Consider the following 25,478-nt stretch of genomic DNA (forward strand, 5'->3'; position numbering starts at 1 on the left):
CTTTCCTTCCCCGAAATCGCCTCCCAAACCAAGGAGCCACCATGCTCAAGCTCGAACCCGTGTCCGCCGAACCCTTCTGGCTCAATGTGCTGCCCGGCGTGCGCATCCAGTTCCGCCCCGTCTCGGTCGCCGCAATGCTGATCGCGCGCGGCGCTGCTGGTGAAGCGCTGAAGGCTGGCGGCGAACAGGCCACGATCGAGGCGGGCGCGGCCTTCACCCGCGCGCTCGCTCATACCGGCATTGTCGCCTGGGAGGGTATCGGCGACGCCAAGGGCAAGCCGGTTGACCCCGACAATGAGGCCATCGAGCAATTGCTTGAACTCTGGCCCGCCTTCGACGCCATCGACCGTCTCTATGTCGGCCCGGCGCTGACGAGGCTCGACGAAAAAAACGTCTGATCGCCCTCGCCGAATGGCAATTCGACGGCGGCGAAAGCTATTGCGCCGCCTGTCCTTCGCGCTGCGTCGGCTGTCCCTATGACGAGCACGAACCCGAGACTTCCGAGGGAATGCTGGCGTGGGCAGTGATCCGCCGTTCGGCCGGACAGGTTCGGGCAGTGATGGGCGGCGTCTATGCGCTCGATTTCGGCGCGATCCTGATGCTCGCCCACGCAATGGGCGCGCTCAACCCGCTTCTCGTCGATGTCCTGCCCGAGATTGAACCCATCGTCGTCAACGCCTATCGCCGGAACGCTGATCCATCATGAGCGCCACGAATGTCTCCATCCGCCTCGGCGTTGAGGGGAAGGCGGAGATCAAGCGCGCCTTCGAGGAGGTCGGGCAATCCGGTCAGTCGGCCTTCGGCTCGGTCGAAAAAGCGTTGGACCGGACGGGCGCTGCGACCGACCGCGAGGTCGCGCGGCTGAAGCGCCTCGCCGAAGCGGCGCGCATGGCGGGCGAAGCCGACGCATCGCAGAAGCGGTTCAACACCGTTTTGAACGTTGACCGCCCGATCCCGAAATCCGCCCGCGACTCCGCCGGTGTTTTCGAGGAAGCAGCGCGGGAAGCAGAAAACTTCGCAGCACGAGCGAATGCGCTGCGCGCCGCGATCGATCCGCTCGGCGCGGCGCAGGCCCGCCTGAACCAGGAACTCGCCGAATACGCCACGCTCGCCAAGCGTGGCGCAATCACCTCGGCTGAACATACCGCCGCGCAGTCGCTGGCGAAGCAGCGCTTCGACCAGACATCGCAGGCGATCAAGGGTGTGGGCGGCGCAACCGGCCTCACCCGCAATCAGCTTCTGACGCTGCAATACACGTTCAACGACGTGGTGGCGTCGATGTCGACCGGCATGTCGCCGATGACCATCCTCATGCAGCAAGGCGGTCAGGTGACGCAGGCCTTCGGCGGCTTGCGAGGAACGATTGCTGCTTTCGGCTCGGCGCTCGGGGTTGTCGGCGGGATCGCAATCGGAGTTGCGGCGGCGGTCGTCGGCCTAACCGCCGCCTGGGTGGCGAATGACGCGTCAACGCGCGCTGTCACCACCGCGCTGATGGGCGCTGGGCGCGCTTCGGGCGCGACCGCCGCCGAGCTTGAGCGGGTTGCCCAGGCATCGAGCATTACAGGCAAGGTCTCGGTCACCGCCGCGCGCGAGATGGAAGTCGCCTTCTTGCGCACCGGCAAGGTCGGCGCAGAAGAAATGGGCCGCGCCATCGGCATCGCCCGCAATTTTGCGGTCACGTTTGCGCTCGAAACCAAGGCCGGAGCCGAGCAGCTCGCCACCGCCCTGGCCGATCCGGTGCGCGGCGCGGATGAGCTGAATTCTCGCCTCGCCTTTCTCGACGACCGGACGCGGCAGTATATCCGCACGCTGGCTGACCAGAACAATCGCACCGAGGCGCAGCGGGTTCTCTTGAACGCGCTCGTGCCGGCGCTTGCCGACGCCGAACAGGCGACCAACGCCTTTGGACGCGCCTGGAACTATGTCGCCCGGCAGGCCTCGAACGCCTTTGACGCCATCGGCAAGGCGGTGGATCGCGCGGTCGATGGCCGCAATCCGTCCGAAGAACTCGATCTCCTGAAATGGCAGCGCGACCGTCTGCGCGAGAACAGCCGCGGCAATGTCGTGCCGCTGATGCTGCCGCAGGTCGAGCGTCGGATCGCCGAGATCGAAGCCCAGCTTGCCGATCAGCAGCAGCGCGCTGCTCGACTCGCCGCAGAAGCCCGCGCGAACGAATTGTCGGTCCGGGCCGGAGAAACCGCCCGCGATATCATTCCCGGCGCGCGCGATCTCGAACGCCTGCGCCGCGAACAGGCGACCTTGCGTGCGGCGCTTGATGATCCCCTCTCGCGCTCTAAGCTTGCCGATGTCGCCGAAGTCGAAGCCGCCTATCGGCGCGTCACGGCTGAACTGGCCCGCTTCCGACCGGCGGTCGATGCAGCCACGCAGGCCGTCGTCACGCAATCGTCGGTCACGGAGGTGTCGATCCGTTCGACGCTGGCTCTGGCCAACGCCTATCTCGAAAGCGCCTCGGCGGCCGAACGCGCGGAAGCCCGCAAGACCGGCCTGATCGATCAGGCCCGCGAAGGCATCGATGCCGAAGCCCGTGCGCGCCAGGCGCTGCGCGAACGCATCGCCGAGCAGGCGGCGCAAGCGGGAAAACAGGTTGCCGATCTGACGGCAGAAGCGTCCGCCCAGAAGCGCGTCAATGATGCGGTCGCAGCTGGCTCGCTGGCTTCGGCCAAGGCCCAACAGGTGATGCAGGTCGAGCAGGCGCTTCGCCCGCTATTGACGGCACAGGCGCTGGCCGAGGGCGAAGCGAAGGAAACCCTCACCCGCATCATCGAGCGGATGCGCGAAGCCTATGGTCGGCTCTTCGTCGAACAGGAACGCGCGCAGACCCTATCCGCGAACGAGGATCGACGCCGGGAGATCGAACTCCTGACGCGGCAGGTGGCGCTGATCAACGCCACTGTTTCGGCGCGCGGCGATGCGCTGGCCGTGATGCGCGCCGAACAGGAACTCCGACGGCGCGGCGTCGATCTCGCGAGCGAGGAGGCCCTCGCCTATATCGAGTCCGCTCGCCAGATCGAAGGCCTGAACCGGACGCTGCGCGGCCAGGAACAGCTGCGCGATCAGCGCGACGAGATCACTCTGCTGGAACGGCAGGTCGCACTTGTCGGCGCTTCGGTCGCCAAGCGCTCCGAGGAACTGGCAACCCTTCGCGCCATCCAGCAATTGCGCCAGCGCGGAATCGATGCGGCAAGCCCGGAAGGACAATCCGCGATCGGTAATGCCCGGCGGATCGACGAGCTCAATCGGCAACTCGCTGGCCGTGAGGCCGTCGAGAACCAGAAGGACGAGATCACCCTTCTGCAACGGCAGATCGGGCTGATCGGCCAGAGCGCCTCCGAGCGTTCCGTCATCATCGCCCAGCTGCGCGCCGAGCAGGGCTTGCGCTCGCGCGGGATCGATCTTGCGAGCGAGGAAGGCCGCGCCATCGTAGAGAATGCCGGCAAGATCGAACGGCTGACGCAGGAACTTCAGCGGCAGGATGCAGCTTATCGCGCGATCGAGTCCGCTGTCGGTTCCGCGCTCGATCGCTTCGCCGATGTGCTCGCGCAGGGCAAACTCGACTGGAAATCATGGGCCGATGCGGGACGCCTCGCGCTTCAGGATCTGAACCGCGAGATGATCAAGCTCGCGCTGCTCAATCCGCTGAAGAACCTGCTCTTCGGCTCGAACCTGCCGACCTTCGGGCAAGGCGGCGGCATCCTCGGCAGCATCTTCTCGCGGTTGTTCCACGACGGCGGGCTGGTCGGCGCGGGGGGCGTCGGCCGCACGGTTCCGGTCCACGTCTTTGCGGGTGCGCCGCGCTTCCATGACGGAGCGTATCTCAAGCCCGACGAGGTGCCGGCGATCCTGCAACGGGGCGAGCGCGTGCTGAACCGCAAGGAGGCGCGCGCCTATGAACGCGGCGATCCGCGATCCAGCGGCGCGGTCGTCAACGTCACGATCCAAACGCCTAACCCGACCGCCTTCGACGCCAGCCGCACCCAGATCGCGGCAGGGCTTGCCCGCGCCGTTCGCTCCGGCATGCGAGGGATGTAACTCAGCGCTGACTACGAAGGCCCTTGATCAGTTTCCAACGGCTCTCGCCAGGAAAGCGGCACTCCCAGAACGTCCAACCGTTCACGTTCGTGTTGGTGACGATCTTCGCCGCATCAGATGGACTCGTGACTGACTTCCCATCCACGACTAGCGAGCCGCCTTCGACCTTCGCGTAGTACACGCCGCCTTTGTAGTTGGCGCGAAACTCGGTCCCAGCCGGGAAGCGAACGCCTTTGCATAACCAGTCATGCGCAGAGGCTTCGGAAGCCGCGGGCGCCACGCTTTGCTCAACCCGCGCGGGGGTGCCGAGCTTCAAGAGCTCTCGAATAACATCGTTGTAGGACGTTGCCTCTGTCTCACGACGGACGGTTAAGGCCTTGAAGACTTCAAAGTCGATTTCGACGGTGTGCATTCTCGCCCCCTCGCTTAATGCCTATAGCGCTATAGTGCTATAGAATAGCGACGCCGTCAAGCTTGCTCTGTTCTTCAGGATTTTTCCATGCCGCAGCCGTTTCTCGACCTCGCATTCCCCGGCTCAGTCGGCCGGGGCGCGACCGGCGGGCCGGGATTTTCGACCCTGATCGTCACGCTCGCCTCGGGCGCCGAGCAGCGCAACGTCAACTGGTCACAGGCCCGAGGCCGCTGGAACATTTCGACCGGCATCCGCAGCCGCGTCGACATGGCGGCGGTGATCGCGCACTTCCATGTCGTGAAAGGCCGAGCCTATTCGTTCCGCTTCAAGGACTGGAACGATTTCGACGCCGCCGATCAGGCGATGGTGCAGATCACGCCGGCGGTCTGGCAGATCGTCAAGCGCTACAATCGCTCGGGCTATGAGCACGTCCGCACGATTACCAAGCCGGTTGCCGGATCGGTCGCGGTGAAGATCGCCGGAAGCCCGGTTACGCCCGCCGCCATCGATACGCAGACGGGCCGGATCACCTTCGCCTCCGCGCCGGGATCAGCGCCGACCGCCTCATTCCAGTTCGATGTTCCCGTCCGCTTCGACACCGACAGTTTGCCGGTTCAGGCGAACGCCTGGGACTTGCAGATTGTCAACAATATCGACCTCGTGGAGGTGCTGGAATGAATGGCCAAACCGATCGTTGATTCAATTTTAGCTTTTGGCTATCAATCGACGATGACCTTCAAATATTGAGAGTGCTGATGATTTCTCTTGAGAACGCTTCACAGATTGCAGCGATCGTAAGCGCGATGGCTGATGTTTACTCTATAGGAAGAGCGACATTTTCACAATATTTGATCCAACGCGAAAATGCAAAAGACTACGTTTCTCGCGGTGAAGCTTTACAAAAGGCTCTTTCTTCCTACGATGATGACGAAATTGAAGCCATCGAAAAACGCATTCGTTCTTGCAAAGATCGATTTATACGCGAAGGCAGTGGTCAAAGTCGGAAAACTTGCCTTTGCAGCGTTCTTACCGACGTGAAAGATGGCAATGGAGGAAATTTTCCGTTTCCTGAATGGGGTAATTTGCACGAACAGCTAGGATGCTGATCAAAGGCATCTGCAAAGAAATTCATGCCCTAAAAAGCCAAGCAGGTTGCTGTTTGGCTTTTTTTGTTTTTGTGGCCTGAAACAGAAAGCCAATCACTTGAAAGCTCTTCCTCCCGCGCTCGCAACCCACGTTGCGGGCGGGCTCACGACGCTGTGCCGCTGCTGGCGTGTGGATCGCCGCGACGGCGTGGTGATGGGCTTTACAGATTTCGACCGCGATCTCGCATTCGATGCCGTCACCTACAAGGCGGCTTCGGGGTTCACTGCTACCGCGATCGAGGGCCAGCTTGGGTTGGCAGTCTCCAACCTCGATGTGCAGGGCGCGCTGTCATCCGACGCGCTCACCGAGGACGATCTGCACGGCGGGCGCTACGACGATGCCGCCGTCACAATCTATCTGGTGAACTGGGCGGATGTGGCGCAGCGCGTGGTGCTGCGCGCCGGCAATCTCGGGCAGGTCTCGCGCGGCAAGCTCGCCTTCTCCGCCGAATTGCGCGGCCTTGCCGCCAAGCTCGATCAACCGGCAGGCCGCATCTTCCAGCGCTCCTGCGCCTGGGACTTGGGCGACGCGCGGTGCGGGATCGATCTAAACGCGGCCGGGCGCAACGGCACTGGCGCGGTGACGCAGGTCCTGGATGCTTTTGAATTTCTCGCCTCCGGCCTTTCCGGTGTCGCATCGGGCGTACTCACGCGCGGCAAGCTGGTCTGGACTTCCGGCGTGAACAATGGCTTGGCAGTGGAGATCAAGGCGCATTCCTCCAGCGCCGGGGTTTCGCGGATCGCCAGCGCCCTGCCGATGGGCGCACCGGTGGTGGTCGGCGACACATTCAGCGCCACGGCCGGCTGCGACCGCACCTTTGCCACCTGCCGGGATCGCTTCGCCAACACGGTCAACTTCGGCGGCTTCCCGCACATGCCGGGCACCGACTTCGCGATGTCCTATCCGAACCAGGGCGCCGGAAACGACGGCGGCAAGATCACATGAGCATTTCGTTTTCTGGCCGGGAAACAATCATCGCCGAGGCGCGCTCATGGATCGGCACGCCCTATCATCATCAGGCGGCGCTCAAGGGCGTCGGCTGCGACTGCCTCGGTCTCGTGCGCGGCGTCTGGCGGGTCGTCTATGGCGCCGATCCCGAACACCCGCCCGCCTATTCACGCGATTGGGCCGAGACGCTGCGCGAGGAGACTCTGGCCGATGCCGCCGGCCGCCACTTGATCCCGCTGGCGCTGGATGGCTTCGAGCCCGGCGATCTCCTGCTCTTCGCCATCAACGACAACGCGCCCGCCAAGCATTGCGCGATTCTCGTCGCCGCAGACCGCATGATCCACGCCATCGAATCTCATCCGGTGGCGGAAGTTTCGCTCGTGCCGTGGTGGCGCAACCGCCTGCGCTTCGTTTTCCGCTTTCCCGAGATCTGATCCGGACCCGATCCTCAAATGGCCGTTCTGCTCCTCACCGCCGCAGCCTCCGCGCTGACGGCGGGCGCCTCGGCATTTGTCCAGATCGCGGCTGCGGCTGCGGCAACTGCGGTCGGCAGCTTCATCGACAACCGGCTGTTCGGCCCGTCGATGGGCAACACGACGCAGGAAGGACCGCGCCTCGACAGCTTGCAGGTTCAGGCCTCAACCGAAGGCGCGGCGATCCCCGAGATCGCCGGGCGGGTGCGGATCGCGGGCCAGATCATCTGGGCGACCAAGTTCAAGGAAGTAGCGACCACGACCACGCAGCGCTCAGGCGGCGGCAAGGGCGGCGGCGGTGGCGGCGGATCGGTCACGTCCACGACCTATTCCTATTTCGCGAACTTCGCAGTCGGGCTCTGCGAGGGGCCGATCGACCGGATCGGCCGCATCTGGGCCGACGGCAAGCCGCTCTCGCTCGCGGGCATCACCATGCGGGTCTATCGCGGCACGACGAGCCAGTCGCCCGATCCGTTGATCGAAGGCGTCGAAGGCACCGGTAACGCGCCCGCCTATCGCGGCACGGCCTATGTAGTCTTCGACAATCTCGCGCTCGAAAAGTTCGGCAATCGCCTGCCGCAGCTGACCTTCGAGGTGTTCCGGCGCGTCTCCTCCACATCCGGCGACAGCCTTGAGACCATCGTGCGCGCCGTGACCATGATTCCGGGCGCGGGCGAGCGTGCCTATGACACCAAAGTCCAGAAGCGCGATCTCGGCGGCGGCTCGACCACGCCCGAGAACGACAGCGCCGGGCGCTCGACCTCCGACTGGTCGGTCGCGCTAGACGACCTGAAGGCCTCGCTGCCGAATGTCGACACGGTGTTTCTGGTGGTGGGCTGGTTCGGCGACGATCTTCGCTGCGGCTCCTGTACAATCCGCCCGAAAGTCGAGGTCGCCAACAAGGTGACGACGCCCGACGCCTGGATGGTTCACGGCCTTGCGCGATCTGGCGCGCTCGTCATGTCGCTCAGCTCGGGCAAGCCCGCTTACGGCGGCACCCCTTCAGACGATACCGTCGTTCGCGCCATCCGCGATCTGAAAGCCCGCGGTTATGCCGTCGTCTTCTATCCGTTCGTGTTCATGGACGTGCCCGCCGGCAACGCGCTCCCGAACCCCTATGGCGGCACCGGCCAGCCCGTCTATCCCTGGCGTGGGAGGATCACCTGCCATCCCGCCGCTGGCCAATCCGGCACGGTGGACAAAACGGCGACGGCGGGAACGCAGGTTGCGGCCTTCTTCGGCGCCTGCCTCGCCTCACACGTCACGGTGTCGGTCAACGCCAGCACTGATGCTGTGACGACCAGCTATTCCGGCCCGGCCGAATGGGGCCTGCGCCGGTTCATCCTGCACTATGCCAAGCTCTGCGCGGCGGTGAACGAAATCGATGCAGGGACCATCGACGCCTTCCTGATCGGATCGGAGTTCCGCGCGCTCTGTTCGGTCCGCGACAGCGCCACCAACTTCCCAGCAGTGGCGCGGCTGAAGACCCTCGCCGCCGATGTGAAGGGCATTCTCGGCGGCGGCGTGAAGGTGAGCTACGCCGCCGATTGGTCGGACTACAACGGCTATCGGCCTGCCGATGGTTCGAACGATGTCTTCTTCCATCTCGATCCGCTCTGGGCCGACAGCAATATCGATTTCGTCGGCATCGACTGGTATGCGCCGCTTGCCGATTGGCGCGACGGCACCGGCCATCTCGACCGCATCGCAGGCGCGCCGTCGATCTATGATCGCGCCTATCTGCAATCGAACATCGAGGGCGGCGAGTTCTTCAGCTGGTTCTATGCCAGCGACACGGCGCGCAACAATCAGGCCCGCACCACCATCACCGACGGCGCCTATGGCAAACCCTGGGTGTTCCGCTCGAAGGATCTGCGGAATTGGTGGCTGAACCGGCATTACGACCGCCCGGGCGGCGTCGAAAGCGGATCGCCGACGGCGTGGCTGGCGCAGATGAAGCCGATCTGGTTCTGCGAACTCGGCGTGCCCTCGGCCGACAAGGGCGCGAACCAGCCTAACGTCTTCTATGACCCGAAGTCATCCGAGAGCTTCCTGCCCTACTTCTCGAAGGGCACGCGCGACGATCTGATCCAACGCCGCGCGCTCGAAGCGGTTCTCGCCTATTGGGCGCCTTCAGGCGCCAATAATCCGACTTCCGGCGTCTATAGCGGCCGGATGATCGAGGCCTTCGGCATATGGACCTGGGACGCACGGCCCTATCCGGCCTGGCCGGGCCGGGCCGATCTCTGGTCGGACGGTGATCTCTATCCGCTCGGCCATTGGTTGAACGGAAAGGTCGGCCTCGCCGATCTGGCGGCGCTCGTCGCCGAACGCTGCCGGCGCGTCGGCTTCACGGCTTATGATGTGTCGGCGTTGGTCGGCGTCGTCACCGGATATCTGCGCGACCGGCCCATGAGCCCGCGCGCCGAGATCGAAGCCCTGGCGTCCGCCTATTCCTTCGATGCGGTCGAAACCGACGGCGTGATCCGCTTCGTGCCGCGCGGGCGGGCCTCGGTCGCAACGCTGACCTTGCCCGAACTCGCTGTTCCCGATCAGGGCGAAGAGATCACGCTGACGCGCGGCCAGGAAACCGAACTGCCGAACGAGGTGGCGGTCGGCTTCACCGATGCGGTGGACGAATACAAATCCGGCGCAGTCTCGGCGAAGAGGCTTGCCGGCTATTCCGAGCGCAAGAGCGATCTGCGGCTCGCGCTGGTGATGGATCAGGTTCAGGCGCAATCGATCGCCGATCGGGCGCTGGTCGAGGCTTGGGTTGCCCGCGAGACGGCGCAACTGGCCTTGCCGCCGTCACGCATCGCACTCGATCCTGGCGACGTCATCGATCTCGTCATCAACGGCCGGGCGCGATCGTTCCGGCTGACGCGCGTGCTCGACAAGGGCGCGCGCGAAGCCGAAGCCGTGCGCGCCGAAGCGGCGATCTATGCGCCGCCGCTGAACGGCATCGCGCCGCCGACTCTGACACCGCCGCCAATCTATGGCGCGGCGGTGCTGCGGCTGATGGACATGCCGCTGCTGCGCGACACCGACGATGGCTTCTCGCCCTATGCCGCGGCATCGGCTTCTCCCTGGGGCGGCGTTGTGGTGATGGACAGCGCCACCGGCTCGGATTTCGTGCTCGATACAACGCTCGCTGTTCGGGCCACCGTTGGCGAAACCATCCAGCCGCTTTCCGCAGGGCCGACAGAATATTGGGACGAAGGCTCCGTCCTCGAGGTGAAACTCTATGCCGGGGAACTGGCAAGCGCCACGCCCGACACAATTCTGAGCGGCGGCACGAACAGCCTGGCGCTCGGCACGCCCGACGGCGATTGGGAGATCGTCCAGTTCGCCGATGCGGCCCTGACCGGATCGCAGACCTATCGGCTGACGAAGCTGCTGCGCGGACGCCTCGGCACCGAACACGCCATCCGCTCGCCGCTGGCCCTCGGCGCGCCTGTGGTTCTGTTGAACGAAGCTGTCGCCAAGATCGACGGCAAGCCCGCCGAACGCCTCGCGGCCCGCTTCTATCGATGGGGACCACAGGCGCTCAATATCGCCGATCCCGCCTGGCAGCAGACGACCTTCGCCACGAAGGCCGTCGGCCGCATGCCGTGGTCTCCGGTCCAGATCGCGGGCGCGCGCAATGGCGGCGGCGATCTCACTATCACTTGGGTTCGGCGCACCCGCTTCGGCGGCGTCTGGGCCGATGGCGTCGATGTTCCTCTCAACGAGGAAAGTGAGCGCTACGAGGTCGATGTAATGAACGGCGCAATCGTCGTACGCACCATCGCCACGACCACGCCGACCGCCAGCTACTCCGCCGCCCAGCAGGTCGCGGATTTCGGATCGGCGCAAAGCTCGGTCTCGGTGCGCGTCTACCAACTCTCCGCCTCCGTCGGGCGTGGCTGGCCGGGCTCCGCCATCATCTGAAGGATCACACCAATGCCGACGCCGAATCTCGGCCTGCCCACGCTCGCGCAAGGACAGGCGCAGAAGGAGATTGCCCACAACGATGCGCTGCTGCGCCTCGACGCGCTTGTGCAAACCAGCGTCAAGAGCCGGGCGCTGGCGACGCCGCCGGGAAGCCCAGCGAACGGCGACCGTTGGATCGTGCCCTCCGGTGCAACCGGCGTCTGGGCTGGCCAGACCGACAAGATCGCGTTCTGGCGCGAGGGTGCATGGGCATTCTTCGTGCCCGTCGTCGGTTGGCGTGTCCATGTCGAGGACGAGCGCCTCACCGTCGTCTGGACCAATGGCGCCTGGCGCGACCGGATCGTCGGCACCGCCAATGGCGGTGCGATCCGGCTTGTGGCGCTTGAGCAGGAACTGACGCTCACCGGCGCCTTTGTCGATGCCACGACCGCCGTGATTGCCGACCGCATGATCGTGCTGGCAGTCGCCTCGCGCACGACACAGGCGATCACCGGCGCAACCTCCTACGGCGTCGGTGTGGCGGGCAATACCAGCCAGTTCGGCGGTTCGCTCGGCATCGCGCTCGGCTCGAACAACATCGGCGTGATCGGCCCGTCCGCCTTCTACGCCAACACGCCGATCCGCGTCACTGCGGCCGGCGGCAACTTCACCGGCGGCAAGGTGCGCGTCGTCCTCTACGCACTCGCCTTCGCCGCCCCGACCTCGTGAGAACAGGAGCGCCCCATGAACCCCTCACCACCTTCAATCGCTGTCGCCCCTGAAGCGCTCACGCTCACATGGGTCGTCGTCGGCAGCATCGTCATCGAACTGCTTGTCCTGATCGTCTTCCTCGTTCGCGTGTCGTGGTGGCTGTCGCATCGCTTCACCATGATCGACGCCAGCTTCATGACCGTTGGCAAGGACGTGGCCCAGTTGAAAGCCGATATCGGCAACGACATCGCCGGGCGTCGCGCCGTCGCCGATGCGCGCGGCGACATCGCCCAGATCAAGGCGACGCTGATCGAGTTTCGGGAACGCATCGACCGGATCGAAGCCAACGAGGACGGGCGCAAACACGCCTGATCTGCCGCCCTCAACCCCAACCGCAACCCGACCGAAAGCCCGCCCTCCGGCGGGCTTCGTCGTTTCAGGAGGTCGCAATGCTGCCTGCCCAATACCGATGGCTCGAAGTCGAGCCCGGCCCGCGCATGATCATCGAGGCGCTGAAGCAATACGGCACGCTCGAAGCGCCAGGCGCTACCGACAATCCGAAGATCATCGGCTGGCAAGACGAACTCGAAGCCGCCGGCCTCGGCCGTGTTTATGCCGGCGTCTATCGCCACGACGCGATCCCGTGGTGCGGCCTGTTCATGGCGATCGTCGCCCACCGCGCCAACATCGAACGCCGCCCCGAGCGGAATCCGCCGCGCCTCTATCTCTCGGCGCTCGAATGGGCGGCATTCGGCACGTCGGTTCCGAAGGGTGCCGCGGCGCTCGGCGACGTGCTCGTCTTCAAGCGCAAGGGTGGCGGGCATATCGGCCTTTATGTCGGCCACGACGCCTCGGCCTTCCACGTTCTAGGCGGCAATCAATCCGATCGCGTCTCGATCACGCGGTTGTCGCGCAACCGGCTCGTCGCGGTGCGCCGCCCGGCCTATCGCGCCCAGCCCGCGAACGTCCGCCCGATCTCTCTCGCTGCGAGCGGAAGCCTCTCCGTCAATGAGGCCTGATCCAACCCAACCAAGGAGATTTCTATGAACGCTGTTCTTCAGTTCGGTGCGGGCTACCGCACCTACATCATCGCCGCCGTGCTCGTTCTCGTTGTGGTCGTCGAGAAGGGCCTCGGCATCGATGTGCCGGGTGTCGATGTCGGTTCCGACTGGCTCACCCAGATCCTCGCCGCGCTCGGCCTCGGCACCCTGCGGGCCGGGATCACCGGGGCGACCAAGTGACCGGCTGGTTCGCTCTGGTCCTCATCGTCGCGGTGGTCATCGCCACCGCGGCGATCTTCGCCGCTGGCCGCAAGGCAGGCGCCGCCGCCGAGGCGGCGAAAGCCCGCGAGGCCGAACTCAAATCCCAGAAGGAGGCTTCCGATGCAAAGGACCGCATGCTCGAAGCGGGCGCTGCCGCTCCTCGTGATCGCGACGCTCTCGCTGACCGCCTGCGCGACGGCACCTTCTAGGCCGTCCATCGTCTGCCCGCCGGTCGCGGCTTACGACCGCGCCTTCCAGGCACGGCTTGCCGACGAAATCCAACGCCTGCCACCCGGCGCGGCGCTCGAACGGGCGATGCTGGACTATGCTCGCCTGCGCGATCAGGCGCGGGCTTGCGTCGGAAGGCCAGCCCTCAAGTAGAAAGGCGTCGCAGCGAACTGCGACGCCTCCCTGTTACTTGCGGCCGGAGCCGTTCTTGGTGGGATCGACGAGCTTGTAGCCCATTCCCGGCTTCGGCGTCGGCGGAAGCGGCTCGTTGCGAACAACGGTACGCTCCTGGCCGGTGCCGCCGCCGCGGGGACCAACAATCTCATACTGACCCGAACGGGGCGCATTCGTCCCCGGCTTCAAAGGACCGCTCATGGCGGACCTCCTTTCAATCTGACGCAGATTGAACTTGCTTTCCCGAGTCCGTGCGCCTTAATGGCGTTGTCAATATACGTTCGGTTCGGGTCGGCCACCTGCAAGGGTGCGTCATCACCTTGCCGGATCTCCTTCGGGGCGAGGCGATGCCTCGCCCTTTTTTATTGCGTTACTTCGAGCTGCTTGCGCACTTCTCCTGTTCCGAGCAGTGGCGCGAACGCACGGAAGTTACGTGTTTGGTGGCGAACCCGTCCGGCAACGATGGCCGGATGCACGCCGATCCGCTGCGAGAAGGCAATTATTCCGGAATAGCTCGCGTGTGATGTCAGGCCGGCGGTCGCCCATAGGTCCCGCGAGATCAATGCCTCCTCGGCCCATTCGTCGGCCTCATTTTCGCGAGGGTCTTCGTGGCGAGACGGCGCTTCGCGAAGGCTGAAATCGTCGACGAATGCCTCGGCTGCGCCGTTGAAGTGGCGCCCGACATGGGCAAGTTCGTGCAGGAGTGAGAACCAGAAGTTATCGATCCGGTCGTAACGCAAAGTCAGCGCAACGATCGGTGCGCCGCCGTCCACTCCACGCAAGGCGGCGCCGTCCAGATAAGTCTTCGGCAAGTGAGAAACGCAGACAAGGTGAACGCCAAGGCCAGACATCGCGTCTCTTGCACGCTTTGGCCCGTCCTCATGCGCGCTCAGCTTTGAAAGCTCGGTGAGCAACTCAAGCGTGATCGAACCGGTCTTGTAGCTTCCCGCCAACTTCTGATCGCGAGAAGCCGCGAGCGCCTTCAAGCACCATGCCAACAGGGCATAGGTATCGGTCTTGGCATTCTGGCGCATCGCGTCGTTGCGTCGGCACAGAGGCATCGGCACAGCCTTCATGCCACCTGCGCTCGCAATCAATTCGCCGATCAAATCCTCGGCCTTGGCTTTCGCGGAGGCGACCGAGCGAATCCAGCCACGTTTCGCCATTTCGTTGATCGGGAACCGGCCCCAATCGAGCGAAGATGTCTCTGCGATGTTCCCTGCCGAAGAGGCATCAGCAACCAGAACCTCGGCGGGAATGCCAAGGTGTGTGTGAAGCGCACGGATCATCGCCAACGTCAGAGGCTGCTTGCCGGAAAGAACCTCCGACACCTTCCCGCGACTGCCGATATAGGGCTCGAGATCGCGCGGTTCGAGCCCGGCCTGCTCCATGCGAAAGCGGATCGCTTCGATTGGCGTCGGCAGTTCAATTGGGAAATGTTTCGCCTCGTAGGCTTCAACGAGGTCGGCCAGAACGGAAAGCTCATCGGCCTCGGAAGTCCCGGCCACGGCATCCATGAGCGCATCGATCCGCGCCAGGGCAGCCTTGTGGTCGGCTTCCGTTCGGATCGGGGTGATGCGCGCCATGTCTAAACCTCCGCTACGTTGATCTTGTCGTATTCGGCGTGTGTGCCGAACCATCGGACGGCGACAACACCGGCTGCAAAATTGACCTTCACGATCAATCGAAACCGGTTGCCGCCGATGTCGAAAACATACCGCTCACCGACCTTGTCGGTCTTCGGATAGCGGTCCCGGAGATCCTGAAAGGACGTCCAGACCGTCGTTTTCGACGCAACTTCGGCCTTCCACGCCGAGAGGCGCTTGGCCACGTCGGCGTGGCGCTTCTGCGCCTCCTCGATAATCTCCACGCCGACCAGCTTCATATAAAGCGTTCCCGTTTCAGGATCAAGCAATACGTTCCGAAAATAGGATCAAATCGGCTCACGCTGTCAAGTTATGCGCGGGTCGCTTCGTCCACATGCTAGATTGAGCCTCGCGACTCGCCCTTGACATGCTCTGCATTATAGCAAATATAGCAGACATGACAAACGCACAAGCCGTAGCCGCGACCCTTCGCGCGATTCGATCGAAAATGAACTTCACGCAGGAACAGCTTGCCGAACGGCTCGGTGTGTCCTTTGCGACGGTGAACCGCTGGGAAGGCGGATCGAACTTGCCGCAGAAAGCCGCCCGGGAGGTCATCATGGCCCTGGCGCAGGAGGCCGGGATCGACACTGACGGCGACGCGGGCGAGTCGTCCGATCCGGCTGCTGGCGTAACGCGACGGCGCCGGGGATCGGCAACGGCGGCGCCCTCGACGAAGCCGATGGAGCAAATGCTTTGGGACGCAGCCTGCTCTATTCGCGGCGAGAAGGACGCGCCGAAGTTCAAGGACTATCTGCTGCCGCTGCTATTCCTCAAACGGCTATCCGATGTGTTCGACGACGAGATCGCGCGCCTCGCGGAAGATTACGGCGACCGCGATACGGCGCTTGAGATCGCCGAGGGCGATCATTCCCTCCTGCGCTTCTATATGCCGCCGGAAGCGCGATGGGGCGCGATCAGCGGGCGCGAAGCCATCGAATGGCCGCTGGACGACAAGGGCCAGAGCACCAAGCCCAGGGACATCGGCGAGCACCTGACCAAGGCGGTGCGCGCGGTGGTCAAGCAGAACCCCATGCTTTCCGGCGTGATCGATGTGGTGGACTTCGCCGCCGAGCGGAACGGCGAGCGAGATATCAACCCGGCGAAGCTGCGCCTCGTAGTCGAGACGTTTTCCGATCCGCGCTATAGGCTGGGCTTAGCCGATGTGCAGCCTGACTTCCTCGGGCGCGCCTATGAGTATCTGCTTAGGAAGTTCGCGGAAGGCTCGGGCCAGAGCGCAGGCGAGTTCTTCACCCCGACCGAAGTCGGCTTCCTGATGGCGCATATCATGCGGCCCCGCCCCGGCGAGGATTGCCATGACTATGCCTGCGGATCGGCCGGCCTGTTGGTTAAGCTGCAACTCGTCGCACGCGAGCTCGATCCGACCGCCAAGGTGCCATTGAAGCTCACCGGTCAGGAGCTTCAGGCCGAAAGCTACGCTGTCGCGCAGATGAACGGCATCATCCACGACATGGAGATCGAGATCGCCCGCGGCGACACGATGATCAATCCGAAATTCCGCACCAACGAGGGCAAGGTGCGCGGCCACGATATCGTCGTCGCCAATCCGATGTGGAACCAGCCTTTTGCGCCGGATGTGTTCGCCAATGATCCGTTCGATCGCTTCCGTACCGCGGGTGGCGTCACCACCGGCAAGGGCGATTGGGCCTGGCTTCAGCATACCCTTGCTTGCCTAGGCGACAATGGCCGCGCGGCGGTGGTGCTCGATACTGGCGCGGTCACGCGGGGTTCTGGCTCGAAGAACGAGGATAAGGAGCGCAACATCCGCAAATGGTTCGTCGATCACGACCTGATCGATGGCGTGATCCTGCTGCCGGAAAACCTCTTCTACAACACCAACGCCGCCGGCGTGATCGTGGTGCTGAACAAGCGCAAGCCTGCCACGCGCAAGGACAAAATCGTCCTTTTCAATGCCAGTAAAATCGTAAGGAAAGGCAAGCCGAAGAACTACATTCCTGAAGACGCGATCCGCCCCCTGGCTGCTGCATATCTCAAAGGCGAACCCATTGATGGTGAGATTGTAGTGATCACGCGCCAGCAGGCCGAAGACGCCGATTACAATCTCGGCCCAAGCCGATGGGTTGGACAGCAGGAAGATAAAACGCACACCAGTATTCAAGAGCTAGTAGCCCGTGCCGATCAATTGTCGGAAGAAAGCACGCGGTTGTGGTCCCAACTACAGCCTATGCTTCTGAAATTGGGGGGTTCTCGATGAGCAAACTACCTTCGGTGCCCTTGAGCGATCGAGATTCGTTTTCGCTCGTAAGCGGACTTTGGAAAGGCATGCGTTCGCCGTTGGAGGCGTCTGCTGTTCTTCGAAGCACAAATTTTAGAGGCGACGGCCTGTTGGACTATTCCGATATCGCTGAACTCGAAGTTGAGACGCGCCTCTTAGCTGACCGTCGTCTATCGCCTGGAGACATCATAATCGAACGGTCAGGCGGAGGACCGAAGCAGCCTGTGGGACGCGTGGGCTACTTTGATCCTCCTAATAATCGAGTGTTTTGCACAAGCAATTTTACCACCGCTATCCGTGTCGTCGATCCAGAGAGGTTCGATTCGAAATACGTCTCCCTCTACCTTCACGCGCTATACAAATCGGGTGCCACAGAAACGCTCCAACGAGCGACAACTGGTATTCGAAATCTCGACTGGAACGAGTATCTCAAGTTCGAGGTACCGGCGCTTTCTATCGAAGAGCAACGTGCAATTGTGAGATTGATCGGAGCATCACGAGAAGCTTATCAACTCGAAGAAGCTCAGATCGATAATTTCTTGGAAATCAAGCGCGCTACAATGCGCGATGTATTTACCAGAGGCCTAAGAAATAAAGAGCAAAAAGAAACTGAATTCGGGCTTGTTCCAGATAGTTGGCAGCCTCTGGCACTAGACCATTGTGCGACCGTGCAAACAGGTGTCGCAAAAGGACGCAAATTTTCTGACGCTGAGATGGTGGACGTGCCCTATCTGCGTGTTGCCAACGTTCAGGATGGTCACCTTGATCTCTCTGAGATGAAGCAAATCCATATTCGCCGGTCTGAGGTGGAGAGGTATCGTCTACAAACTGGCGATGTGGTTCTCACGGAGGGCGGCGACTTCGACAAACTCGGACGCGGCTTCATTTGGCGCGGCGAGTTGGACCTCTGCGTTCATCAAAATCATGTCTTCGCAGTGCGGCCAGATCGTAAGCGCCTTCTGCCTGAGTTTTTCGCCTACCTCGCGCAAAGCGCTTATGGCAAAGCCTACTTCCTGAAGGTTGCTCACAAGACGACCAATCTTGCGTGCATCAACAGCACCAAGCTGAAGGCATTTCCTGTTCTGATACCGCCTACGCTGGAAGAACAGCGCGAGATCGTCGAGATTCTCGACGCCATCGATCAGAAAATTGGCCTGCATCAGCGAAAGCGAGCCGTGCTCGAAGACCTGTTCAAGGCGCTACTGCACAAGCTGATGACCGGCGAAATCCGCGTGGCCGATCTCGATTTGTCGGCGCTCAGCAACGCTCCGCTCGAAGGAGTAGCGGCATGAGCGACCTCAAGATCAGCGAAGCCGGCACCGTTCAGTTTCCGATGGTGAAGCACGCCGCCGAAATCGGCTGGACGCCGCTCACGCCGGAAGTCGCTAAACAGAAGCGCGGCGGCGAAGCGGGAATGCTGCTACGCGACGAGCTCGAAGCGAAGCTCTCGGAGTTCAACCCTTGGCTTTCGGCCGATGCGCTGCGCTCGATCATCGAGACGCTCGACGCCATCCCGGCAACGGTCGATGGCAACCGCGAAATGCTGATGTGGCTGCGTGGCGAACGCGGCTGGTACGACGAAGACGAAAAGCGCCATCGCCGCGTTCAGCTGATCGATTTCGATCATCCCGACGCCAACGAATTTCACGTCTCATGGGAATGGACGCTGAAGCCGCCCGCCCGTAAAGGCAACAGGGCGGACGTGATGTTTCTCATCAACGGCGTGCCGGTCTGCATCGTCGAACACAAGAACCCGAAGGACGGTGACGCCATCGAACGCGGCATCAAGCAGCTGCGCCGCTATGAAATCGAGACGCCGGAACTGATCGGCGCCCCGCAGATCTTCAACGTCACGCACCTGCTCGACTATTGGTATGGTGTCACCTGGAACGCCACCCGCCGCGACATGGCGCGCTGGAAGCAGACGCCGGACGAAGCCTATCGCTTCGCGGTGCAGGCATTCTTCGAACGCACGGATTTCCTGCGCACGCTCCAGCACTGGATTCTGTTCTATGTTCAGGACAGCGAGACGCGGAAATCTATCCTGCGCCAGCACCAGCGCCGCGCCATCGATGCGATCGTCGCCCGCTGCGCTGATCCCACCAAGACCCGCGGCCTTGTCTGGCACACGCAAGGGTCCGGCAAGACGTTCACGCTGCTCACGGCCGCGAAGCTGATCCTCGAACAGAAGGAGCGCTTCCAGAACGGGACGGTGATCCTCGTCGTTGATCGCACTGAGCTTGAAGGGCAATTGAAGGGCTGGGTCGAGCGGGTGCTCGGCGAAATGCAGAACCAGGATATCGCCATCAAGCGGGCGAACACCAAGGCCGAGCTTCAGCAGCTTCTCGACGCCGACTTTCGCGGCCTGATCATCGCGATGATCCATAAGTTCGAGGCGATCCGAAAAGATTCATCCGTCCGCGACAACATCTATGTGTTCATCGACGAAGCTCACCGGTCGGTCGCAAAGGATCTCGGCACCTATCTCATGGCGTCGGTGCCGAACGCCACCATCATCGGCTTCACTGGCACGCCGATCGCCAACACCGAACAGGGCACGGGCACGTTCAAGATTTTCGGCGCCGAGGACGAAACCGGTTATCTCGACAAATATTCGATCAAAGAATCGATCGCCGACGAAACCACACTGCCGATCAAGCACGTCCTGGCGCCAAGCGAGATGACGGTGCCGGTTGACCGGCTGGACAAGGAGTTCTTCGAACTCGCCGCCGCCGAGAGCGTGACCGACATCGAGGAGCTGAACAAGGTTCTGGATCGGGCCGTGGGCCTTCGCGCCTTCTTGAAGGCGGATGATCGCGTCGCAAAGGTGGCCGCATTCGTCGCCGAGCACTTCAGAGAAAACGTGCTGCCGCTCGGCTACAAGGCGTTTGTGGTCGCGGTCGATCGCGAGGCCTGCGCCAAATACAAGCAGGCGCTCGACAAGCTGCTGCCGCCGGAATGGACCGAAGCCGTCTATACGGAAAACGCCGCCGACGTGGTGGATAGGCCGCTGGTCGCCCAGCTGCAACTCAGTGACGAACGCGAGGAAGATGTCCGCCTGCTGTTCAAGAAGGCCGACAAGAACCCGAAAATCCTGATCGTTACCGACAAGCTGCTCACCGGCTATGACGCGCCGCTGCTCTACTGTCTCTATCTCGACAAGCCGATGCGGGATCACGTTCTGCTTCAAGCGGTCGCCCGTGTGAACCGGCCATATGTCGACAAGGAAGGCATTCAGAAGAAGATCGGCCTCGTCATCGATTTTGTCGGCGTGCTGCGCGAACTCAAGAAGGCCCTGCAATTCGACTCGTCAGATGTCGATGGGGTGATCGAGGATCTCGATCTCCTGATGAAGGACTTCCTGGAAAAGATCGCAAAGGCTTCCGTCGACTATCTCGATGCCGGCGAAGGCGGCGATGCCGACGAACGCCTAGAACGGCTCGTCTATGGCCGTTTCCTGGAGCCGGAACCGCGAAAGGCGTTCTTTGAGGCCTACAAGGATATCGAGAACCTTTGGGAAATTCTGTCGCCGTCAAAAGAACTCGTCGACCACATCGGCACGTTCAAGCGGCTGGCGCAGCTCTACGCCGCGGTGCGCAACGCTTATGCTGACAAGATCGGGTTCGTGGCGGACCTTGCCTACAAGACGCGCCAGCTCGTTGAGCAGAACGCAACGCAGGATGGCCTGGGCCGCCTGACTAAAAGCGTCACCTTTGATGTCAAAACGCTTGAGGCCTTGCGCTCGGACAAGGGTTCCGACGAAGGCAAGGTGTTCAATCTCGTTCGGGGCTTGCAGAAGGAGATCGACGACAACGCTGAGGCCGCGCCGGTGCTTCAGCCGCTAAAGGATCGTGCCGAGCGTATTCTCAAAGACCTCGAGAACCGGAACACGACCGGCCTCGCTGCGATGGACCTCCTTGCCGCGCTGGCCACTGAGAAGGACGCCGCATCAAAGGCCGCAAAAGACACGGGCCTAACGCCGAAGGCCTTCGCTGCCTTCTGGGCGCTTCGAGAAAACCCGGCGCTGAAGAGCAGTGGAATCGATGCGCTTGAACTGGCCAAGGAGATCGAAAAGCTCTTGGCGCGGTTCCCGAACGCGAGGGTCAATCCCGACGAACAGCGGCAGCTTCGTGCATCGCTATATCGGCCGCTGATCAGCCTACCAAAAGATGCCCGCGCCAGCGTCGTTGATCTGATCATGGCGAACGTGTTGGGCTAATGATTTGGTCATGGCAAAGTATCTATCAGAACAAGACGCGCTCAAACAGCGCGTCGCCCGATGGGCGATCAAGCTAAGAGTTAATCCCCGCCTTGTCCGCGTTCAACGGATGACGCGCAAATGGGGTTCGTGCTCAAGCGCGGGCACGATCACGCTGGCGGCCGACCTTCTCGATGAGCCGGACAGCTTCCAGGATTTCGTCGTTGCCCACGAACTGCTTCACCTGCGCGTGCCGAACCACGGCCGCCTGTTCAAGGCGTTGATGACTGCGCATGTGCCTGGCTGGCGATCCCTTGAGGTCTCGCGCCCCAACAGGGCTGCTCTTTAGTGACGGTTCGTGTTTCTGAATGGCCCAAAAAACGGACACAGTGCGGACACAAGCAAAAGCCCCGCTGGCGAGAGCCAAGCGGGGCTTTGCATAAGCTGTTGAATTAGCTTTTGTATTTTGGTTGCGGGGGCAGGATTTGAACCTGCGGCCTTCAGGTTATGAGCCTGACGAGCTACCGGGCTGCTCCACCCCGCGTCAGAGCCGGGGGACACCAGGGCGCCACCGACGCCGGGTATCTAGCAATCCGCATGGCCAATTGAAAGGGGGGCGGCGTCGTTTTTGTCATCGCAGCGTCGCAGCCTGTGCCAAGATGGCGTTCAAACCGTTGAGCCGCAAGGACAAAGCGAGATGAGCGAAACTGTGCATGGCCGCTCTGCGTCCGCCGATACCCCGCCACCGCTATCATCCCCGACGGTATTTAAGAGGCCGTTCGATCAGGCCGCTACCGAGGCGGAGGCGGCTCTGGGGCTGGAAGACCCGGTGCGGGCGGTGCATGAGTTGCGCAAGGCGTTCAAGCGGCTGCGGGCTTTGCTGCGGCTGGTCGATGGAGAGCATCGGGCCGAGGCGAAGGCGTTGCGCGCGGCACTGGGGGAGGTGGCGCGCCGGCTGGCCGGGGCGCGCGATACGCAGGCGCGACGCGATGCGTTGGTTGATCTCACGGCTAAATCATACCTCTCGGCATCGGCGCACCGCGCTGCCGCGCGCGCGCTGGCGGCGGGAGGCGCACATGAGGCGGTTGGGCTCGCGCCGCATCGGGATGATCTTACCTCCCTCGTCGCCGCCTGCCGCGACGCGGGGCCGCGCTTTGCTGCCAGCATGGACCGCACGGCGCTGCTGCGCGCCCTGCGCGATGAATATGCGCGCGGCCGGCGGCTGGTGCGCCATGTCGACCCCACTGAGCCCGAGAGCCTGCATGAGCTGCGCAAGGCTGTGGTGGCGCAACGCTACCAGATGGAACTGGTGAGCGAGGCCTGGCCGGCGCTCGGCAAGGTGTGGGTCGGGGAATTGCAGCGCCTGCGGGAGAAGCTCGGCAAGCATCAGGACCTCGCGGTGCTCGCCGCCGAACTCGCCAGCCTGCCGGCGGGGCGGCAGGGCTGGCGGCAGCCGCTGGCCGACGCCATCGCCGCGCGTCAGCATCGCCTGGTGCTCTCGGCCCTGCGGCTGCACCGGCGGCTGTTCGCGGAAAAGCCGCGCGCCTTCCGTCAGCGGATCGCTGCCTATTTGAAACCTGTATCCGAAAAGGAATAAAAAGACCGCGCCGGTCTCTCGCCTCACCGCACCTCGTCCGCAGGAGTGCGCCCATGTTCGTCCGCCAGATGCACTATCTCGTCGCGCTGTCGCGCGAGAAGCATTTCGGCCGGGCGGCTCACGCCTGCAATGTGACCCAGCCGACGCTTTCCGCCGGCATCCGCAAGCTGGAGCAGGAACTGGGCCTACCGATTGTGGTGCGTGGGCACCGCTTTCTCGGCTTCACGGCGGAGGGCGAGCGGGTGCTGGGCTGGGCCCGGCAGATCGCCGCGGATTATGAGAGCCTGCGGCAGGAAAAGGCGGAAACCGGAGCCGGTCTATCGGGCACGCTGCGCGTCGGCGCCATTCCGGCCGCGACCGCCGCCGCCCCGGCATTGCTGGCGCCGTTCCGCGACCGGTATCCCGATGTGAAGGTGCAGATGCTGACCCTGAGTTCGGCCGCGATCCAGCGCGGGCTGGACGAACTCGATCTCGACGCCGGCATCACCTATCTGGAGAACGAGCCGCTCAACCGGGTGCGGCGGCTGGAACTCTATGTCGAGCGTTATGTCTTCGTGACGCGCGCTGACGATTCTCTGGCCCGCCGCCGCTCGCTGCGCTGGGAAGAGGCGGCGCGCCAGCCACTGTGCCTGCTCACGCCGGACATGCAGAACCGCCGCATCATCGACCATGTGATGGTCGAGGCCGGGCTCGCGGCGCAGCCGGCCATCGAGACCAACTCCTTCATGGGCGTGTGGTCCTTCGTGCGGCGCGGGCCGTGGACCAGCATCGTGCCGGAGGCAAGCTTCCGGGGACTCGGCGATGCCGGTGATCTCGTCGCCGTGCCGCTGGTCGATCCTGTCCATGTACAGCCGGTGGGTCTGGTGCTGACGGAGCGTGATCCTCTCAGTCCTGTGGCGGGAGCCTTGCTGAAATTCGCTCGCTCTCTTCAACGTGGCGGAGTTGAGAGCATTAATTTACTTCAGAATGATTTAAATTAAACGATCTTCATCGACGCCATCTATCAATTGTTGCTCCCTTTCAATTTGCACGTTGGCGCGTCGACCGGCAGTCTCATCATGTCGATCCGGGGCGGTTCGCAGACCCAGCCGGACGATGTGGAGGATGCCCGCCGCACTGCGCTCCGATCCAGCGGCACGCTGGAGCGCGTGCCGGTAGCCAGGCTGTGATGGCTTGAACGGTCTGCCGTGCGCACGGCGGAAGCGTCCCCGCTTACCCCAAGGAGAGGAGACGCCCCATGGCCAAGGTTCTGTGCGTTCTGTACGACGATCCGATCGACGGCTACCCCACGACCTATGCGCGCGACGATCTGCCGAAGATCGACCATTATCCGGGCGGCCAGACCCTGCCGACCCCGAAGGCCATCGACTTCACGCCCGGCACGCTGCTCGGCTCGGTCTCCGGCGAGCTCGGCCTGCGCAAATATCTGGAATCGCAGGGCCACACGCTGGTCGTGACCTCCGACAAGGACGGCCCGGATTCGGTGTTCGAGAAGGAACTGGTCGACGCCGATGTGGTGATCTCCCAGCCCTTCTGGCCGGCCTATCTGACGCCCGAGCGCATCGCCAAGGCGAAGAATCTCAAGCTGGCGCTCACCGCCGGCATCGGCTCGGACCATGTCGATCTTCAGGCCGCCATCGACCGCAACATCACGGTCGCGGAAATCACCTACTGCAACTCGATCAGCGTCGCCGAGCATGTGGTGATGATGATCCTCGGCCTCGTGCGCAACTACATCCCCTCGCATGACTGGGCCCGCAAGGGCGGCTGGAACATCGCCGATTGCGTGGCGCATTCCTATGATCTGGAAGCGATGAGCGTCGGCACCGTGGCGGCCGGCCGCATCGGCCTCGCCGTGCTGCGCCGCCTCGCGCCCTTCGACGTGAAGCTGCACTACACCGACCGTCACCGCCTGCCGGAATCGGTGGAGAAGGAGCTGAACCTCACCTTCCACGCCACGCGCGAGGAGATGTACCCGCATTGCGACGTGGTGACGCTGAACTGCCCGCTGCACCCCGAAACCGAGCACATGATCAATGACGAGACGCTGAAGCTGTTCAAGCGCGGCGCCTATATCGTCAACACGGCGCGCGGCAAGCTGTGCGACCGCGACGCCATTGCCCGTGCGATGGAAAGCGGCCAACTGGCGGGTTATGCGGGCGATGTGTGGTTCCCGCAGCCGGCGCCGCAGGATCACCCCTGGCGCACGATGAAGTGGAACGGCATGACGCCGCACATTTCCGGCACCTCGCTGACCGCCCAGACCCGCTATGCGGCCGGCACGCGCGAAATCCTCGAATGCTTCTTCGAGGGAAGGGCGATCCGCGACGAGTACCTGATCGTGCAGGGCGGCGCGCTCGCCGGCACCGGGGCGCATTCCTACTCCAAGGGCAATGCCACCGGCGGCTCGGAAGAGGCGGCGAAGTTCAAGAAGGCGGGCTGACCATCCGCCTCAACGGGCGGT

General features: G+C 63.1%; 24 protein-coding genes and 1 tRNA gene. 20 read left to right on the top strand and 5 right to left on the bottom strand.

Annotated features, from left to right (window positions below; all coding sequences use genetic code 11):
- The first annotated feature begins 41 nt into the window (after nt 1-41).
- The 3 genes from KIP89_RS11550 (at nt 42) to KIP89_RS11560 (ending at nt 4,050) form a co-directional block, all read left to right on the top strand.
- Nucleotides 42-398, top strand: a complete 357-nt coding sequence (locus KIP89_RS11550; RefSeq protein WP_213755588.1) for a hypothetical protein — start codon at nt 42-44, stop codon at nt 396-398.
- Between the two features lie 125 nt (nt 399-523).
- Nucleotides 524-706 (top strand): DUF7697 family protein, encoded by a 183-nt coding sequence (locus tag KIP89_RS11555; protein ID WP_213755655.1) that lies wholly within the window; start codon nt 524-526, stop codon nt 704-706.
- Nucleotides 703-4,050 (top strand): phage tail length tape measure family protein, encoded by a 3,348-nt coding sequence (locus tag KIP89_RS11560; protein WP_213755589.1) that lies wholly within the window; start codon nt 703-705, stop codon nt 4,048-4,050. Before KIP89_RS11555 ends, KIP89_RS11560 begins: the two co-directional genes overlap by 4 nt.
- Nucleotide 4,051: 1 nt before the next feature.
- Here KIP89_RS11560 and KIP89_RS11565 read toward each other — a convergent pair whose 3' ends face one another.
- Entirely contained in the window at nt 4,052-4,462 is a 411-nt protein-coding gene (locus tag KIP89_RS11565; RefSeq protein WP_213755590.1) for a DUF4357 domain-containing protein, read from the bottom strand.
- An 87-nt stretch (nt 4,463-4,549) separates the two neighbouring features.
- Between KIP89_RS11565 and KIP89_RS11570 the strand changes: the two genes are divergently transcribed.
- From KIP89_RS11570 to KIP89_RS11615, 10 genes are all read left to right on the top strand, one after another.
- The gene (locus tag KIP89_RS11570) at nt 4,550-5,140 is read left to right on the top strand and encodes a DUF2460 domain-containing protein (RefSeq protein ID WP_213755591.1); all 591 of its coding nucleotides are present in this window, start codon (nt 4,550-4,552) and stop codon (nt 5,138-5,140) included.
- Between the two features lie 77 nt (nt 5,141-5,217).
- Nucleotides 5,218-5,568 carry a hypothetical protein gene (locus KIP89_RS11575; protein WP_213755592.1) on the top strand — a complete coding sequence of 117 codons (351 nt, stop codon included), beginning with the start codon at nt 5,218-5,220 and terminating at the stop codon, nt 5,566-5,568.
- A gap of 46 nt (nt 5,569-5,614) precedes the next feature.
- Nucleotides 5,615-6,553, top strand: coding sequence for a phage/gene transfer agent baseplate hub protein (locus tag KIP89_RS11580; protein WP_369807124.1), 939 nt, complete (start codon nt 5,615-5,617; stop codon nt 6,551-6,553).
- A complete protein-coding gene (locus KIP89_RS11585) occupies nt 6,550-6,990 on the top strand; it encodes an NlpC/P60 family protein (RefSeq protein WP_213755593.1) in 441 nt (146 codons plus the stop codon). Before KIP89_RS11580 ends, KIP89_RS11585 begins: the two co-directional genes overlap by 4 nt.
- Nucleotides 6,991-7,008: 18 nt before the next feature.
- Nucleotides 7,009-10,959, top strand: coding sequence for a baseplate multidomain protein megatron (locus tag KIP89_RS11590; RefSeq protein ID WP_213755594.1), 3,951 nt, complete (start codon nt 7,009-7,011; stop codon nt 10,957-10,959).
- A gap of 12 nt (nt 10,960-10,971) precedes the next feature.
- A complete protein-coding gene (locus KIP89_RS11595; RefSeq protein WP_213755595.1) occupies nt 10,972-11,670 on the top strand; it encodes a DUF2793 domain-containing protein in 699 nt (232 codons plus the stop codon).
- A gap of 15 nt (nt 11,671-11,685) precedes the next feature.
- Complete coding sequence (locus KIP89_RS11600; RefSeq protein ID WP_213755596.1) at nt 11,686-12,024, top strand: hypothetical protein; 339 nt, start codon at nt 11,686-11,688, stop codon at nt 12,022-12,024.
- 125 nt (nt 12,025-12,149) lie between these two features.
- Nucleotides 12,150-12,671, top strand: coding sequence for a TIGR02594 family protein (locus KIP89_RS11605; RefSeq protein WP_250152417.1), 522 nt, complete (start codon nt 12,150-12,152; stop codon nt 12,669-12,671).
- Between the two features lie 24 nt (nt 12,672-12,695).
- A complete protein-coding gene (locus tag KIP89_RS11610) occupies nt 12,696-12,893 on the top strand; it encodes a hypothetical protein (RefSeq protein ID WP_213755598.1) in 198 nt (65 codons plus the stop codon).
- Nucleotides 12,890-13,123, top strand: a complete 234-nt coding sequence (locus tag KIP89_RS11615) for a hypothetical protein (protein WP_213755599.1) — start codon at nt 12,890-12,892, stop codon at nt 13,121-13,123. Before KIP89_RS11610 ends, KIP89_RS11615 begins: the two co-directional genes overlap by 4 nt.
- 205 nt (nt 13,124-13,328) lie before the next feature.
- Here the strand turns inward: KIP89_RS11615 and KIP89_RS11620 are convergent, their stop codons facing one another.
- From KIP89_RS11620 to KIP89_RS11630, 3 genes are all read right to left on the bottom strand, one after another.
- A complete protein-coding gene (locus KIP89_RS11620; protein WP_213755600.1) occupies nt 13,329-13,517 on the bottom strand; it encodes a hypothetical protein in 189 nt (62 codons plus the stop codon).
- Between the two features lie 161 nt (nt 13,518-13,678).
- A complete protein-coding gene (locus KIP89_RS20140; RefSeq protein ID WP_369807125.1) occupies nt 13,679-14,902 on the bottom strand; it encodes an ImmA/IrrE family metallo-endopeptidase in 1,224 nt (407 codons plus the stop codon).
- A 2-nt stretch (nt 14,903-14,904) separates the two neighbouring features.
- A complete protein-coding gene (locus KIP89_RS11630) occupies nt 14,905-15,201 on the bottom strand; it encodes a type II toxin-antitoxin system HigB family toxin (protein ID WP_213755601.1) in 297 nt (98 codons plus the stop codon).
- A gap of 209 nt (nt 15,202-15,410) precedes the next feature.
- Here KIP89_RS11630 and KIP89_RS11635 point away from each other — a divergent pair, with 209 nt between their 5' ends.
- The 4 genes from KIP89_RS11635 to KIP89_RS11650 all read left to right on the top strand — a co-directional run bounded on the left by KIP89_RS11635 (nt 15,411) and on the right by KIP89_RS11650 (nt 21,766).
- Complete coding sequence (locus tag KIP89_RS11635; protein WP_250152418.1) at nt 15,411-17,198, top strand: N-6 DNA methylase; 1,788 nt, start codon at nt 15,411-15,413, stop codon at nt 17,196-17,198.
- Nucleotides 17,199-17,329: 131 nt separating this feature from the next.
- Nucleotides 17,330-18,511, top strand: coding sequence for a restriction endonuclease subunit S (locus KIP89_RS11640; protein WP_213755603.1), 1,182 nt, complete (start codon nt 17,330-17,332; stop codon nt 18,509-18,511).
- On the top strand, nt 18,508-21,438 hold the full coding sequence (locus tag KIP89_RS11645; RefSeq protein WP_213755604.1) for a type I restriction endonuclease subunit R: 2,931 nt from the start codon (nt 18,508-18,510) through the stop codon (nt 21,436-21,438). Before KIP89_RS11640 ends, KIP89_RS11645 begins: the two co-directional genes overlap by 4 nt.
- A 10-nt stretch (nt 21,439-21,448) precedes the next feature.
- Complete coding sequence (locus KIP89_RS11650) at nt 21,449-21,766, top strand: M48 metallopeptidase family protein (RefSeq protein ID WP_250152419.1); 318 nt, start codon at nt 21,449-21,451, stop codon at nt 21,764-21,766.
- A gap of 118 nt (nt 21,767-21,884) precedes the next feature.
- Here the strand turns inward: KIP89_RS11650 and KIP89_RS11655 are convergent.
- Nucleotides 21,885-21,961: transfer RNA gene (locus KIP89_RS11655), tRNA-Met, on the bottom strand.
- 153 nt (nt 21,962-22,114) lie between these two features.
- Between KIP89_RS11655 and KIP89_RS11660 the strand changes: the two genes are divergently transcribed.
- From KIP89_RS11660 to KIP89_RS11670, 3 genes are all read left to right on the top strand, one after another.
- Nucleotides 22,115-23,014, top strand: coding sequence for a CHAD domain-containing protein (locus tag KIP89_RS11660; protein ID WP_213755605.1), 900 nt, complete (start codon nt 22,115-22,117; stop codon nt 23,012-23,014).
- A 53-nt stretch (nt 23,015-23,067) separates the two neighbouring features.
- A complete protein-coding gene (locus KIP89_RS11665; RefSeq protein ID WP_213755606.1) occupies nt 23,068-23,994 on the top strand; it encodes a LysR family transcriptional regulator in 927 nt (308 codons plus the stop codon).
- Between the two features lie 257 nt (nt 23,995-24,251).
- Nucleotides 24,252-25,457, top strand: a complete 1,206-nt coding sequence (locus tag KIP89_RS11670) for an NAD-dependent formate dehydrogenase (protein ID WP_213755607.1) — start codon at nt 24,252-24,254, stop codon at nt 25,455-25,457.
- The last annotated feature ends 21 nt before the right edge of the window (nt 25,458-25,478 follow it).

Source organism: Ancylobacter radicis, from assembly GCF_018449475.1.
Taxonomy (GTDB): domain Bacteria; phylum Pseudomonadota; class Alphaproteobacteria; order Rhizobiales; family Xanthobacteraceae; genus Ancylobacter; species Ancylobacter radicis.